The following is a 14100-nucleotide window of genomic DNA, read 5'->3' as shown; positions in this document are numbered from 1 at the left end:
ACGACCACTACCTGGCGAGCGGCGCGACCACCCAGCGGCGGGTGGTGAACATGCCGTCGGGCGGGCCGATCTCGATCAGCTTGCGGGCGGCCGGGTAGGCCTCGTTGCCCTCGATCTCATAGCCGACGTCGAACGTGCCCGGCACGTCCCTGACCTGCGGCTCCTGCTGCGCCCTCGCGCCCTTGCCGCCCTGCTCGGCGTCGGCCGTGACGGTGGCGAGCTCGGCGAGCAGCTTCCGCTGCGCCGCCGCGAGCGCCTCGTGCGGGTCGCGGGCCCGCGGCGTGGCAGCCGCCGCCTTGCCGCCTGCGGGGGGCGGCGCGATGTCGGTGCTCGGCTCGCGCGTCGTGCCGGTGGTCTCGCGCGTGGAGATCTGCGCCTGGACGACGGTCCCGTCGTTGTCGAGCGCCACGCGGATGAGACCGCGGTCGGGCGTGATGACCGGTACGCCGTCGAAGACCTGCCGGAACGTCACATGCGTCTCGAGGGACACCGGCTGCCCGAGCTCGGAGCCGTCCTTCGCCCCGGAGTTCTGCATCAGGTCGTGCACGCTGTCGACGACCAGTTCGGCGCCGTCGGCGTGCTGCTCGGCGAAGGTGCGCGCCGTCTCGACGGCCTGGTCGGTGGGCAGCTGCCGCAGGTTGCGCTGGTTGGTCTCGGCGAGCTTGACCCACCGGATGGCGTGCGGAGCCGTGGAGATCGTCCGGTCGCCCGAGGTGGCGCTGAGCACGCCCTGCCGCTCGACCTGCACCTCTTGCAGCGCCGCCGACGGGAAGTCGGCGATGCGGCCCATCCTGGTGAGCTCCTCGCCCGGGTCGCGCGGCGCGAGCTGGACGATCTGCGGGCTGCTCGGCACCTGCGCCAGCGGCTGCCTGAGGCTGTCGCGCGCGTTGAACCAGCGCCACGCGTACCAGTTGTCCGGCACGTGCTCGCGGTAGAGGGTCCGCTCGCCGTTGAGGCGGGCGGTGGCGTCGGCCTGGTTGGTGCCGACCGCGCAGACCGAGGGCGCCTGACCCTTGTAGATGTCCCAGCTCGCGTTCAGCCACGCGTCGGTGAACGTCTGCCCGGCCCGCCACTTCTCCCAGAACTTCTTGCCGTAGTCCGGGCTGTCGATGCTGACGGTCTCGAACCCGAAGATCATGCGGAAGCCGATGTTGGGCCCCGCCCAGGTGCGGATCGGGGAGTGCCCGCCGAGGACCCGCAGCGAGGTGCAGGTCGACCAGAAGACGTAGTTCGCCTTCTCGTTGCCCAGTGCCATCCGGTTCGAGACCGCGTCGCTGCGGCCGTCCCAGACCGCGCCAAGCGGCGCGAAGAAGACGCCGTTGTTGTCCATGCCGCCGTGGCCCGAGTGGTAGACGGCGACCACCGAGTCCATCCCGTAGCGGTCCTGCCAGTTGTCGTACGTCTCCTCGTACGCCCAGACCTGTGCCCCGCCGTCCGCGAACCAGAAGTTGCGGTCGTAGAACTGCTGGAGGTACGCGAGCCACCCGGTGGCATCGGCGTGCGTGTGGAAGAGAGACGACTGGTTGACGAACTTCTGGATGCTGAAGGCGCCCCACCAGCCGAACGTCGAGTCGCGGGTACCTGCGGCTCCGGGCTTCGCTCCTTCGAGCGGGGACGGACCGCGGTCCGTGTAATTCATGCGCATGGCCAAACCCCCTGAGTGATCTCCTCGTGGGTGCGAGGGGGCCTCAAAGTGTCACCGCAGGCGCGCCTTGCACAGTTGCGATTTCGGCCATAGCGACCGCGCACCGGGACTGCCGTGGAGCCTCAGGAACCCCGGTTCTCCCTGCTGAGGAGCCTGCCGCGGATCTTCTGCAGCCGGGCGCGAGCCAGGAGTGGAAGAGCAGCCCCAGGACGGTGAGGGTCGGGAAGACCGAGAGCCAGCACGCGGCCGGAACCATCTCCAAACAACTGGTTGGGTATCCATGCGCCATGGCCTGGGACACCGCACGCACCCGGCAGGCGCTGCTCTACCAGTACTTCGGCAACAAGGAGAAGCTCTTCGGGCACGTCCTGGAGGCCGAGCTCGACCGCATCGCCACCACCATCCCCATCACCGTCGAACAGGCCGCCGACCTCGGCGACTACGCGGGCCGGCTGTACGACTACCACCGCTCCCGCCCCCAGTTCATCCGGCTCCTGCACTGGGAGGGCCTGCGCGACAAGGGTGCCCCCGCCCTCAAGGAGCCCGAGCGCACCGTGACCTACGGGGCCAGGGTCGAGGCCCACGCTCAGGCCCAGAGCGACGGCACCCTGGGCCCGACCCTCGATCCCCGGGCGCTGTTCTATGCCGTACTGGCCCTCGGGGCCTGGTGGTTCAGCGTTCCCCAGGCGGTTCGGATGATCTTCGGCGGGGAGCAGCGGCCGGAGACGGAACGGGACGCGCTGATCGCACTCGTGCGGCGGCTGGCCGGCCAGGGCGACCGCTGAGGCGGAACCTCCCGTCGCCCGCGCCCGCTTGGGCCGCCCGGTGGCCGCCTGCCGTTCACCGTCCGAGGGCCGGTCTTCCGCGTGCGCCGAGTCAGGGTGTGATCGGATGGGTGCACGGACGTTCCGGAACGCATCTCGGAACCGCACTGAAGGGATCAACATCGTGGCTACCACGCGCTCCGCGCACACGGTCTGGGAAGGCAACCTGACGGAGGGCTCGGGCACCGTCACCTTCGACTCCTCCGGGATCGGGGAGCAGGCCGTGTCCTGGCCGTCCCGCGCCGAGCAGGCCAACGGCAAGACCAGCCCGGAAGAGCTGATCGCCGCCGCGCACTCCAGCTGCTTCTCCATGGCCTTCTCGAACGGTCTGAACAGCGCGGGCACCCCGCCCACCCGCCTGGTCACGTCGGCCGACGTGACGTTCCAGCCGGGCACCGGCATCACCGGCATCCACCTCACCGTCGAGGGCACGGTGCCGGGCATCGAAGAGGCCGCGTTCGTCGCCGCCGCCGAGGACGCCAAGAAGAACTGCCCCGTGAGCCAGGCGCTGACGGGCACGACCATCACGCTGACGGCCAAGCTCGCCTGACGCACGGCTTTCCGCCATTCTCCGACGGTGCCGCCGTCCCTCAGGGGCGGCGGCACCGTCATAGGCGGCATTGACAACGGGCCGCTCAAGTTTTGTGATGGAGGTCGAAGTACGCCGGGAAACGGGCTCGCGGTGGAAGGGGACTGGACATGGCACGTGCAGTCGGGATCGACCTCGGTACGACGAACTCGGTGGTGGCCGTCCTGGAGGGCGGTGATCCCACGGTCGTCGCCAACGCGGAGGGAGCGCGCACCACACCCTCGGTCATCGCCTTCGCGAAGAACGGCGACGTACTCGTCGGAGAAGTGGCCAAGCGGCAGGCCGTGACGAATGTGGAGCGCACCGCACGCTCCGTCAAACGCCATATGGGTGACGGGAGTTGGCGCTTCCCGGAGGACGGCTCCGTGGACGGCACGCGGTTCACCGCGCAGGAGCTCTCCGCCCGTGTCCTGCAGAAGCTCAAGCGTGACGCCGAGTCCTATCTGGGCGAGGACGTCACGGACGCGGTCGTCACCGTCCCCGCGTACTTCGACGACACGCAGCGCCAGGCCACCAAGGAGGCCGGCGAGATCGCGGGCCTGAAGGTGCTCCGCATCATCAACGAACCGACGGCCGCGGCGCTCGCGTACGGCCTCGACAAGGGCGACGACCAGACCGTCCTCGTCTTCGACCTCGGCGGCGGCACCTTCGACGTCTCGCTCCTGGAGATGGGCGACGGCGTCATCGAGGTGAAAGCCACCAACGGCGACACCCAACTGGGCGGCGACGACTGGGACCAGCGCATCGTCGAGTACCTGGTGCGGCAGTTCAAGAACGCGCACGGAGTGGACCTCGGCAAGGACAAGATGGCGCTGCAACGGCTGCGGGAGGGCGCCGAGAAGGCGAAGATCGAGCTGTCCTCGTCGAGCGAGACGGACATCAACCTTCCGTACGTCACGGCGTCGGCGGACGGCCCCCTGCACCTGGCGGAGAAGCTGACCCGCGCTCAGTTCCAGGAGCTGACGGCGGACTTGCTTGAGCGCTGCCGCACGCCCTTCCACCAGGCGGTGAAGGACGCGGGCGTGCAGCTGTCGGCCGTCGACCACGTGATTCTGGTGGGCGGCTCGACGCGGATGCCCGCGGTGACGGAACTGGTCAAGGAACTCACCGGGAGCGAGCCGCACAAGGGCGTCAACCCGGACGAGGTGGTCGCGCTCGGCGCGGCGCTCCAGGCCGGTGTGATCAGGGGTGACGTGAAGGACGTCCTGCTCCTCGACGTGACGCCGCTGTCCCTCGGGATCGAGACCAAGGGCGGCATCATGACCAAGCTCATCGAACGCAACACGACCATTCCCACCCGGCGTTCGGAGACCTTCTCGACCGCCGAGGACAACCAGCCGTCGGTCGGCATCCAGGTCTTCCAGGGGGAGCGGGAGATCGCCGCGTACAACAAGAAGCTGGGCGTATTCGACCTGACGGGACTGCCCCCGGCGCCGCGCGGCGTGCCCAAGATCGAGGTCACCTTCGACATCGACGCCAACGGAATCATGCACGTCTCCGCCAAGGACGAGGCGACGGGGCGCGAGCAGCGCATGACGGTCACGGGCGGCTCCGCACTGCCCAAGGACGACATCAACCGCATGGTGCGCGAGGCGGAGGAGCACGCGGCGGAGGACCGCAAGCGGCGCGACGCGGCGGAGACCCGCAACCAGGCGGAGCAGCTCGTCTACCAGACGGAGCGGTTCCTGCGCGAGAACGAGGAGAAGATCCCCGCCGCCACCAGGACCGAGGTCGAGGCCGCCGCCACGGAGTTGAAGGGCCTCCTGAAGGACAGGCCCGACGACACGGCGGCGCTGCGCACCGGCGCCGAGAAGCTGGCCTCCGTCAGTCAGCGGATGGGTCAGGCCATGTACGAGTCCGCCGGCGAGGCCGCCCAGGAGCAGACGCCCCCGGAGCCCTCCGGTGCCGAGGAGGGCGTGGTCGACGCGGAGATCGTGGACGACGAGAAGCCGGAGAAGAAGGCGGGGGAGTAGCCCGCCCCGGCCCCGGCAGCGGCGGGGAGGGGAGGGGATCAGGAAGGGATCAGGACCCCGTCTTCTCCCACCCCCGCCGCTCCGGACGCGGCCCCACCCTGCGCGGGTCCTTGCTCCGGTACACGACGTACGGCCGGAACAGGTACTGCACCGGCGCGCTGAACATGTGCACCAGCCGTGTGAACGGAATCAGCGCGAACAGCGCGAGGCCGACCAGCGCATGGATCTGGTACAGGACGGGAACCCCCGCCATCAGCTCCGTGTCGGGCCGCAGGGTGAACAGGCTCCGCGCCCAAGGGGCAATGGATTCGCGGTAGTTGTAGCCGTCGCCCGACGCGTGCGTCAGCTTGGCGACCATGCCGAGCACGATCGCCGCGAAGAGCACGAGATACATCAGCTTGTCGTTGGCGGTCGTCGCCCGGAACACCGGCGCGTTCGTGCGCCGCCGGTAGAGCAGCAGCAGGATGCCGAGCACCAGCAGGATGCCCGCCGCGGTGCCGCCGTACAGCGAGAACAGGTGGTACGTGTGCTCCTTCACGCCCACCTTCTCCGTCCACGACTCCGGGACGAAGAGCCCCACCAGATGCCCGACGAGGACGAAGAGGATGCCGTAGTGGAACATCGGCGACGCGATGTTCAGGAGCTTCGACTCGTACACCTGGGAGGAGCGCGTCGTCCAGCCGAACTTGTCGTAGCGGTAGCGCCACAGGAGGCCCGCCACCAGGAGGACCACGGCCACGTACGGGATGACACCCCACAGCAGTGTTCTCATCAGTGCTCCCCGATCAGTGCGAAGGGTTCAAGGCCGACGTCCTCCCGCGGGGGCCCCGACCGGGCGAGCGCCTGCGCCTCGGCCCGGTCCTTCGGCGAAGGTCCCGGCAGCGTCGCGCACACCGCGTCGAGGACGGGCGCGTACGGGGTGCCGAAATCAGTGAGGGCGAGGCGCAGCAGCTCCAGGCCCGGCCTGTGCTCCTCCAGGAGGACGGGGCCCGCGTGCGCGGAGAACTCCAGGACCGCGGGCAGGAAGTCCGGCAGTTCCTCGCCGGTGAACTCCATGCCGTGCTCGCGGTAGACCTCCTTGAACCGGACCAGGGCCATTCCGCGCCGCCGTGTGTCGCCGTCGCGCCACCAGCTCAGGTAGAGGCTGTGGCGGTTCTTGAAGTCGAAGACCTGGACGTAGTGCGCGGCGAGTTCGGACGGGTCCGCCGCGGCGGCGTGCGCCAGGAAGCTCTCCAACTGGGGTGCGGCAGCTGTCAGTTGGGGCAGCAGCTCGCGGAACTCCGCGTCCGGGTAGGACAGGCAGTGCGCGGCTGCCTGATAGAGCACGGCATGGTCGCTCACAGTGTGTCCTTCTCGGTGGCGGACGGCTGCTCGTCGGCGGTCTGCCGGTCCCGCAGGGCGTGGAAGTTCTCGATGGTCACCAGCGGGAGCTGCTTGCGGCCCGAGTCCTGCCCGAAGGGACCGTCGCCGCCCATCCCCGGACCGTCCTCGTAGTCGAGGCTGCACGAGTCCGGCAGCGCGGACTCCTCAAGGCGCTGCGCGTCACCGACCGCGGCGGTCGGGATGACGTAGCGGTCCTCGTACTTGGCGATGGCGAGCAGCCGGTACATCTCCTCGATCTCCTGCCCCGACATGCCCACGGCGTCGGCGACCGAACGGTCGGGCCGGTCACCGAGGTTGATGGCCCGCATGTGCGCCCGCATCGCCGCCAGCTTCTCCAGGGAGGCCCGCACCGGGCCCACGTCACCGGCCGTGAAGATCTCCGCCAGGTATTCGAGCGGGATGCGCAGGGTGTCGATCGCCCCGAAGAGGTTGTCCAGGTCCTCGCCGTCGTGCCCGGTCTCGCTGAGCGCGTCCACGACCGGGGAGAGCGGCGGGATGTACCAGACCATCGGCATCGTCCGGTACTCCGGATGCAGCGGAAGAGCCACCTGGTACTTGCTGATCAGCGCGTGCACGGGGGAGCGGCGTGCCGCCTCCACCCAGTCGTGGCCGATCCCGGCCTTCTCGGCCTCGCGCCGCACCTCGGGGTCGTCCGGGTCGAGGAAGACCCCCAACTGCGCCTCGTACAACGCCTTGTCGTCCTTGACCGACGCGGCCTCGGTCACCTTGTCGGCGTCGTAGAGGATCACCCCGAGGTAGCGGAGGCGGCCCACGCAGGTCTCCGAGCAGACGGTGGGCAGACCCACCTCCAGGCGCGGGTAGCACATCGTGCACTTCTCGGCCTTGCCGGTGCGGTGGTTGAAGTACACCTTCTTGTACGGGCAGCCCGTCACGCACTTGCGCCAGCCCCGGCAGCTGTCCTGGTCGACGAGGACGATGCCGTCCTCCTCGCGCTTGTACATCGCGCCGGACGGGCAGGACGCCACGCACGCCGGGTTCAGGCAGTGCTCGCAGATCCGCGGCAGATAGAACATGAAGGTCTGCTCGAAGGCGAACTTCACCTTCTCCGCGGCCTTTTCGCGGGTCTTGGCCACCATCGGGTCGAGGTCGCCGTACTCGGTGGCGCCGCCCAGGTTGTCGTCCCAGTTCGAGGACCACTCGATCTTCATGGGCTTGCCGCTGATCAGTGAGCGCGGTTCGGCGACGGGGTAGTCGTCGCCGAGGGGGGCGTCGGTGAGGTTCTTGTACTCGTACGTCCAGGGCTCGTAGTAGTCCTTGATCTCCGGCAGCTTCGGGTTGGAGAAGATCTCCAGGAGGGCCTTGATCCGCCCGCCGTTCTTGAGCTTCAGGGCGCCCCGTTTGTTCAGCTCCCAGCCGCCGCGCCACTTCTCCTGGTCCTCGTAGCGGCGCGGGTAGCCCTGGCCGGGGCGGGTCTCGACGTTGTTGAACCAGACGTACTCCATGCCGTCGCGATTGGTCCACGCCTGCTTGCAGGTGACGGAGCAGGTGTGGCAGCCGATGCACTTGTCGAGGTTCATGACCATCGCGATCTGTGCCATCACTCGTCTATTGGTGACTGCGTCACGGGGCATCAGTACTGAACCTCCTGGCTGCGGCGGCGGATGACCGTCACCTCGTCGCGCTGGTTGCCCGTCGGACCCAGGTAGTTGAAGGCCCACGACAACTGGGCGTAGCCGCCGATGAGATGGGACGGCTTGAGGATCAGACGGGTCAGGGAGTTGTGGATGCCGCCGCGCTTGCCGGTGGTCTCCGCCTTGGGGACGTTCACCGTGCGCTCCTGCGCGTGGTGCATGTAGACCGTGCCGGCCGGCATCCGGTGCGAGACCACCGCGCGCGCGACCACCACGCCGTTGCGGTTGACCGCCTCGATCCAGTCGTTGTCCTTCACGCCGATCGCGTCCGCGTCCTGCGGTGCCATCCAGATGCACTGGCCGCCCCGCGAGAGGGACAGCATGAAGAGGTTGTCCTGGTACTCGGAGTGGATGGACCACTTGTTGTGCGGGGTGAGATAACGGACCGTCACCTCCTTCTCGCCGTCCGGGCCAAGGCGTGGCTCCCCGAAGAGACGGTTCATGTCCAGGGGCGGCCGGTAGACCGGCATCGCCTCGCCCAGCTCGTGGATCCAGTCGTGGTCGAGGAAGAAGTGCTGGCGTCCGGTGAGCGTGTGCCAGGGCTTGAGGTGCTCGGTGTTGAGCGTGAACGCCGTGTAGCGCCGCCCGCCCGACTCGCTGCCGGACCACTCGGGTGAGGTGATCACGGGGACGGGGGCCGCCTGCGTGTCGGCGTACGTGATGCGCTTGCCCTCGTGCTCGGCGGCCAGGTGCGCCATCTCCTGGCCGGTGCGCGCCTCCAGGGTGTGGAAGCCCTGCGTGGCGAGGCGGCCGTTGGTCGTGCCGGACAGGGCGAGGATGGTGTTCGCCGCCTTCACCGCCGTGTCCAGGGCGGGGCGTCCGTCGGCGGGGCCGCCGCGTACGACGCCGTTGCGCTCGCGCAGTTCGTCGACCTCCTGGTCGGGCCGCAGGGCGATGCCCTTCGCGGGCAGGCCGAGCTTCTCCGCCAGCGGGCCGAGCGCCGCGAACTTCGCGCCGATCGCCGTGTAGTCCCGCTCGACGACCGTCAGGCCCGGCATGGTCTTGCCCGGGATCGCCTCGCACTCGCCCTTGCGCCAGTCCAGGACGACACCGCCGGGCTGCGCCGTCTCGCCGGGGGTGTCGTGCTGGAGCGCGGTGGCGACGACGTCCTTGCGCGTGCCGAGATGGTCCACGGACAGCTCGCTGAGCCGGTCCGCGATCGCCTTGAACGTGTCGAAGTCGGTGCGGGCCTGCCAGGGCGGGTCGACGGCCGGGGTGAAGGAGTGGACGTAGGGGTGCATGTCCGTCGAGGACAGGTCGTGCTTCTCGTACCAGGTCGCCGCGGGAAGCACCACGTCCGAGAGGAGCGTCGACGACGTCTGCCGGAAGTCCAGCGAGACGAGCAGGTCGAGCTTGCCCTCGGGGGCCTCCTCACGCCACTTCACCGTCGAGGGCCGCTCGTCTGGCGCCGCCTCCTCGGCCCGCAGCGAGGAGTGCGTGCCGAGCAGATGCTTGGTGAAGTACTCCGCGCCCTTGGCCGACGAGCCGAGCAGATTGGCGCGCCACAGGGTCAGGACGCGCGGCCAGTTCTCCGGGGCGTCCGGGTCCTCGCAGGCGAAGTTGAGGGTGCCCGCCTTGAGTTCGTCGACGACATTGGCGACGGGATCACCCGAAGCCCCCGAAGTCTCGCCCAGATCAAGGGAGTTGCGGTCGAAGGTCGGGTACGAGGGCATCCAGCCGGTGCGCGCCGAGAGCGCGAGGCAGTCCGCGCCCGTCATCCCCGCGAACCGGCCCTCGCCCAGCGGCGAGGCGAGCACGTCCGCCGCGAACTTGTCGTAGCGCCACTGGTCGGTGTTGAGGAACCAGTACGCGGCGCCGATCATCTGCCGCGGCGGCCTGCTCCAGTCGTTGGCGCTCGCCAGTGTCGCCCAGCCGGTCGCGGGGCGGCACTTCTCCTGACCCACGTAGTGCGCCCAGCCGCCGCCGTTGCGGCCCTGGCAGCCGGTCAGCTGGAGCAGCGCGAGGAAGGCGCGGTAGATCGTCTCGGAGTGGAACCAGTGGTTGGTCCCCGCCCCCATGAGGATCATGCAGCGGCCGCGCGACTGCTCGGCGGTCTTCGCGAACTCCCGCGCGATCTTCACGGCCTTCGCGGCCGGGACCGAGGTGTGCGCCTCCTGCCAGGCCGGGGTGCCGGGTGCGTCGGCGTCCTCGTACGAAGCGGGCCACTCGCCCGGCAGCCCCTCGCGCCCGACACCGTACTGCGCGAGCAGCAGGTCGAAGACCGTCGTGACAAGCGGCCCGTCCTGCCCGCCGAGCCGCGTGGCGGGCACCCCGCGGCGCACGATCTCACCGCGGCCCTGGCCGTGCGTGCCGCCCTCGGTGTCGAAGCGGGGGAGGAGCACCTCGACGCCCGTGGAGATGTCGGAGTCGTGCAGGGTGAGCTGCGGCTTGATGTTGCCGAGCTCCAGATTCCACTTGCCCTTGCCGGAGTCGGTCCAGCGGAAGCCAAGGGAGCCGTTCGGGACGGCGGGATGCCCGGTGTTCTCGTCCAGGACGGCCGTCTTCCATTCGCCGCCCTCGCCGCTCTGACCCAGGTCGGTGGCGCGCAGGAACTTCGAAGGGACGAACGCGCCGTCGCGCTCGGTCAGCGTCACCAGGAAGGGCAGGTCGGTGAACTTGCGGACGTAGTCGGTGAAGAAGTCCGTCTGCCGGTCGACGAAGAACTCCTTGAGGATGACGTGGCCCATCGCGATGGCGAGGGCGCCGTCCGTGCCGGGGTGCGGGTGCAGCCACTCGTCGGCGAACTTGGCGTTGTCGGCGTAGTCGGGCGCGACGACCACGACCTTCTGGCCGCGGTAGCGCGCCTCCGCCATCCAGTGTGCGTCCGGCGTCCGCGTCACCGGGACGTTCGAGCCCCACATCATCAGATACGCGGCGTCCCACCAGTCACCCGACTCCGGTACGTCGGTCTGGTCGCCGAACACCTGCGGGGACGCGACCGGCAGGTCCGCGTACCAGTCGTAGAAGGAGAGCATCGGGGCGCCGATCAGCGACATGAAGCGGGCGCCCGCCGCGTGCGACACCATCGACATCGCGGGGATGGGGGAGAAGCCCGCGACCCGGTCGGGGCCGTGCGTCTTGATCGTGTGGACGTGCGCCGCCGCGATGATCTCGACGGCCTCGTCCCAGGTCGCCCGTACCAACCCGCCCTTGCCGCGCGCCTGTTGGTATGTCCTGCGCCGCTCCGGGTCGCCCTGGATGTCCGCCCAGGCAAGGACCGGGTCCTTCAGGCGGGACTTCGCCTCGCGGTACATCTCCAGGAGCACGCCGCGCAGGTACGGATAGCGCACGCGGGTCGGCGAGTACGTGTACCAGGAGAACGCGGCGCCGCGCGGGCAGCCGCGCGGCTCGTACTCGGGGCGGTCGGGGCCGACGGAGGGATAGTCGGTCTGCTGGGTCTCCCAGGTGATGATGCCGTCCTTGACGTACACCTTCCAGCGGCAGGAGCCCGTGCAGTTCACGCCGTGCGTCGAGTTCACGACCTTGTCGTGGCTCCACCGGTCGCGGTAGAAGGCGTCCGCGTCCCGGCCGCCGACGAGTCCGATGCTGTGCAGGTCGGGGGCGGCGGTGCCGCGGCGGAAGAACTTGCCCGCACGCAGCAGTGCGGCGCCGGGCTCGGTCGTCTCTGTCACCCTTGAGCTCCCTAAGTCTGCCTTTCAACGAACCTAGGTGCGGGGCGGCAGGGGCACACGGCGGCGACCGCCGTACGGGTTGCGGGCGCGCTCGTGGCGTCGGCGCTTACCCCTGAGGTAATCGACCCCCGCGCGGGGGCCCGGCAGGGTGGTCGTACCGGATCCGGTCCGGCGCACTCCGGCCCGGATCCGCCCCCTCTCCCTATTCACTGCTTGGAGGCTGGTTCCGCATGTCCACGCCCACGTACTCTGCGCACCCGCTCACCGTGCTGGCCCGCACGAGCGACCCCAGGACGATGCTGCGCCGCTTCCTCGCCCTTGACGCGGTCGTGACCGCCGGGAACGGGCTTGCGTACGCCGCCGCCCCCGGCCCGCTCGGGCGCTTCCTCGGCGTCGACTCGGGGCTCCTGCTCGGCCTCGGCGTCTTCCTCGTGCTCTACGGCGCGGGAGTCGGCTACCTCGCCTCACGCAAGAGCCCGCCCGCACTCGCCGTCCGGGGGGTGATCGAGGCGAACGCGGTCTGGGCCGTGCTCAGCGTCGTCGCCCTGGTCGCCTGGCTCTCGCCCAGCACGGCGGGCGTGGTGTGGATCCCGCTCCAGGCCGTGACCGTCGGCGGCTTCGCGGCCGTGCAGTACGCGGCGCTGCGGGCCCTTCGGGACCAGGGCCCCGCGCGCGGCTAGGACCGCGCGTCGAAGCGGCTGCGGGCGGCCTCGATCTCGGCGAGGTACCGGTGCGTCCAGGCGCACATGCCGTCGACCGTGGCGAGCAGCCCCTCGCCCGCCTCGGTCAGGCGGTACTCGACGCGTGGCGGCACGGTGGCGTACACCGTGCGGTGCACGACGCCGTCGCGCTCCAGGCCGCGCAGGGTCTGGGTGAGCATCTTGTGGCTGATGCCGTCCACCGCGGCCCGCACCTCGGTGAAGCGCAGCGTCCGGTCGGCCAGGGCGTTGATGATCAGGAGCGCCCACTTGTTGGCCACACCCGAGAAGATCTCGCGGGCCAGGGAGTCGGCGCGCGTGAGGTCCGCTTCGTCGGGATGGCCGCTGAACTGCTTGGTCCCCATGGGGTCCCCTTTCACGAGATGTCACCAGATTCCACGAGAGGCGGTCAGGACACCGAGGACTGGAGGTACTTGACCGTCGCCGGGTCGGCCGGGAGGAGCGTCTCGATGGCCAGCTCGGCGACCGTCACGTCCATGGGGGTGTTGAAGGTCGAGATCGACGAGACGAAGGAGAGCAGGTGCCCGTCGTGCTCGATGCGCAGCGGCAGCGCGAAGTACGGCATGGCGCTTCGCGGTCCGTCCTCCTCGAAGACGTCGACCCCGGGATCCACCACCGGGTACGCCGCCACCTCCTCGTACACCGCGCGCAGCGCGTCGGACCGCTGCAGCGCGATCTGCCGCTCCATCTGGTGCAGCAGGTGCCCCCGCCACTCGCGCAGGTTGCGGATCTTGGGGGCGAGCCCCTCCGGGTGGAGCGTGAGCCGCATGGCGTTCAGGGGTGGCCGCAGAAGGTGCTCGGGGACGCCGTCCAGGATCATCGCGATGCCTCGGTTCGCGGCGACCACGTCGTACGTCGCGTCGACGACCAGGGCGGGATAGGGCTCGTAGCCGCGCAGGAGCTGCTCGATGCCCTCGCGCAGGGCGCCCATCGAGGGGTCGTCCAGCGGGGTCTCGCGGAACCGGGGGGCGTAACCGGCCGCCAGGAGCAGCGAGTTGCGCTCCCGCACGGGTACGTCGAGGTGCTCGGCGAGGCGTAGGACGATCTCCTCGCTCGGGCGTGACCTGCCGGTCTCGATGAAGCTGATGTGGCGTGCCGAGGAGTCCGCGCGCAGGGCCAGGTCGAGCTGGCTCACCTTGCGCCGCTCGCGCCAGCCGCGCAGGAGCGGGCCGACACCGGTGCTTTCCTTGGCGGACGCGGCAGTTGTCATACCCAGACAGTAATCGAAGGCGTTCGCGGTCCGCCGGGGTCCGCGGCTCGCGCTTCCCCGGCGGGTGGCCTGATCAGGGCCTCGCGGGAGGCGATGTGGCAGGCTGAGAGATATACGTACACGCGTACGCCATGCGCACGTCATACGCACGGAAAGGGGCGCGGCCATGTCAGTCGAACCGCTGTCACAGAAGGACGTCGAGGAGCGCCTGGCGGAGCTGCCCGGCTGGTCGCTCGAAGGCGACAGGATCACCCGCTCCTTCCAGCTCGCCTCGCACTTCGCGGCGACCGCGATGGTCGTCCACATCGCGCAGATCCAGGAAGAGCTCGGCCACCACTCCGACCTGAAGCTCGGCTACAACACCGTCGCGCTGTCCGTGAACACGCACAGCGCCGGCGGCGCGCTCACCGCCCTCGACTTCGAACTCGCGGGCAGGGTCGAGGAGTTGGCGGTCGGGCACGGGGCGGTCTGAG

12 protein-coding genes are annotated in these 14100 nt (G+C 69.7%); 5 read left to right on the top strand and 7 right to left on the bottom strand.

All coding sequences use genetic code 11. The annotated features are described in order from the left end of the window. Nucleotides 1–7 precede the first annotated feature (7 nt). Nucleotides 8–1645 carry a DUF6345 domain-containing protein gene (locus tag M4V62_RS08885; RefSeq protein WP_249586694.1) on the bottom strand — a complete coding sequence of 546 codons (1638 nt, stop codon included), beginning with the start codon at nt 1643–1645 and terminating at the stop codon, nt 8–10. Nucleotides 1646–1932: 287 nt separating this feature from the next. Here M4V62_RS08885 and M4V62_RS08880 point away from each other — a divergent pair, with 287 nt between their 5' ends. The 3 genes from M4V62_RS08880 to dnaK all read left to right on the top strand — a co-directional run bounded on the left by M4V62_RS08880 (nt 1933) and on the right by dnaK (nt 5031). Continuing rightward, nucleotides 1933–2430: a hypothetical protein gene (locus M4V62_RS08880; protein WP_249586693.1), complete on the top strand. Its 498-nt coding sequence runs from the start codon at nt 1933–1935 to the stop codon at nt 2428–2430. A gap of 163 nt (nt 2431–2593) precedes the next feature. Then, the gene (locus M4V62_RS08875) at nt 2594–3019 is read left to right on the top strand and encodes an OsmC family peroxiredoxin (protein WP_249586692.1); all 426 of its coding nucleotides are present in this window, start codon (nt 2594–2596) and stop codon (nt 3017–3019) included. A gap of 149 nt (nt 3020–3168) precedes the next feature. Beyond that, on the top strand, nt 3169–5031 hold the full coding sequence (dnaK, locus tag M4V62_RS08870; protein WP_249586691.1) for a molecular chaperone DnaK: 1863 nt from the start codon (nt 3169–3171) through the stop codon (nt 5029–5031). A 49-nt stretch (nt 5032–5080) separates the two neighbouring features. Here dnaK and narI read toward each other — a convergent pair whose 3' ends face one another. From narI to M4V62_RS08850, 4 genes are read right to left on the bottom strand one after another with little or no spacing between them, the layout of a single operon-like run. Then, nucleotides 5081–5803, bottom strand: a complete 723-nt coding sequence (gene narI / locus M4V62_RS08865) for a respiratory nitrate reductase subunit gamma (RefSeq protein ID WP_249586690.1) — start codon at nt 5801–5803, stop codon at nt 5081–5083. Then, nucleotides 5803–6372, bottom strand: coding sequence for a nitrate reductase molybdenum cofactor assembly chaperone (gene narJ / locus M4V62_RS08860; protein ID WP_249586689.1), 570 nt, complete (start codon nt 6370–6372; stop codon nt 5803–5805). Before narJ ends, narI begins: the two co-directional genes overlap by 1 nt. Continuing rightward, on the bottom strand, nt 6369–7973 hold the full coding sequence (narH, locus tag M4V62_RS08855; RefSeq protein WP_249586688.1) for a nitrate reductase subunit beta: 1605 nt from the start codon (nt 7971–7973) through the stop codon (nt 6369–6371). Before narH ends, narJ begins: the two co-directional genes overlap by 4 nt. A gap of 32 nt (nt 7974–8005) precedes the next feature. Beyond that, on the bottom strand, nt 8006–11698 hold the full coding sequence (locus tag M4V62_RS08850; RefSeq protein WP_249586687.1) for a nitrate reductase subunit alpha: 3693 nt from the start codon (nt 11696–11698) through the stop codon (nt 8006–8008). Nucleotides 11699–11928: 230 nt separating this feature from the next. Between M4V62_RS08850 and M4V62_RS08845 the strand changes: the two genes are divergently transcribed. Continuing rightward, nucleotides 11929–12378 carry a hypothetical protein gene (locus M4V62_RS08845; RefSeq protein WP_249586686.1) on the top strand — a complete coding sequence of 150 codons (450 nt, stop codon included), beginning with the start codon at nt 11929–11931 and terminating at the stop codon, nt 12376–12378. Here M4V62_RS08845 and M4V62_RS08840 read toward each other — a convergent pair. Then, nucleotides 12375–12761 carry a winged helix-turn-helix transcriptional regulator gene (locus M4V62_RS08840; RefSeq protein WP_249586685.1) on the bottom strand — a complete coding sequence of 129 codons (387 nt, stop codon included), beginning with the start codon at nt 12759–12761 and terminating at the stop codon, nt 12375–12377. The genes M4V62_RS08845 and M4V62_RS08840 overlap by 4 nt on opposite strands. A 44-nt stretch (nt 12762–12805) precedes the next feature. After that, nucleotides 12806–13627 (bottom strand): helix-turn-helix domain-containing protein, encoded by an 822-nt coding sequence (locus M4V62_RS08835; RefSeq protein WP_249586684.1) that lies wholly within the window; start codon nt 13625–13627, stop codon nt 12806–12808. A 166-nt stretch (nt 13628–13793) separates the two neighbouring features. On the opposite strand from M4V62_RS08835, the gene M4V62_RS08830 reads away from it, so the two are divergent. Next, a complete protein-coding gene (locus tag M4V62_RS08830) occupies nt 13794–14099 on the top strand; it encodes a 4a-hydroxytetrahydrobiopterin dehydratase (RefSeq protein WP_249586683.1) in 306 nt (101 codons plus the stop codon). Nucleotide 14100: the final 1 nt, after the last annotated feature.

The sequence above is a fragment of the Streptomyces durmitorensis genome, from assembly GCF_023498005.1.
Taxonomy (GTDB): Bacteria; Actinomycetota; Actinomycetes; order Streptomycetales; family Streptomycetaceae; genus Streptomyces; species Streptomyces durmitorensis.
Note: the sequence above shows the minus strand (reverse complement) of the source record. Positions and strands in the feature narration are given on the sequence as shown.

Bases quoted from the DNA above. Each gene is read 5' to 3' on its own strand.
- M4V62_RS08840 (WP_249586685.1), bottom strand. From the start codon at position 12,761: ATGGGGACCAAGCAGTTCAGCGGCCATCCCGACGAAGCGGACCTCACG.
- M4V62_RS08885 (WP_249586694.1), bottom strand. From the start codon at position 1,645: ATGCGCATGAATTACACGGACCGCGGTCCGTCCCCGCTCGAAGGAGCG.
- M4V62_RS08845 (WP_249586686.1), top strand. From the start codon at position 11,929: ATGTCCACGCCCACGTACTCTGCGCACCCGCTCACCGTGCTGGCCCGC.
- M4V62_RS08830 (WP_249586683.1), top strand. From the start codon at position 13,794: ATGTCAGTCGAACCGCTGTCACAGAAGGACGTCGAGGAGCGCCTGGCG.
- dnaK (WP_249586691.1), top strand. From the start codon at position 3,169: ATGGCACGTGCAGTCGGGATCGACCTCGGTACGACGAACTCGGTGGTG.
- M4V62_RS08880 (WP_249586693.1), top strand. From the start codon at position 1,933: ATGGCCTGGGACACCGCACGCACCCGGCAGGCGCTGCTCTACCAGTAC.
- narI (WP_249586690.1), bottom strand. From the start codon at position 5,803: ATGAGAACACTGCTGTGGGGTGTCATCCCGTACGTGGCCGTGGTCCTC.
- narH (WP_249586688.1), bottom strand. From the start codon at position 7,973: ATGGCACAGATCGCGATGGTCATGAACCTCGACAAGTGCATCGGCTGC.
- M4V62_RS08835 (WP_249586684.1), bottom strand. From the start codon at position 13,627: ATGACAACTGCCGCGTCCGCCAAGGAAAGCACCGGTGTCGGCCCGCTC.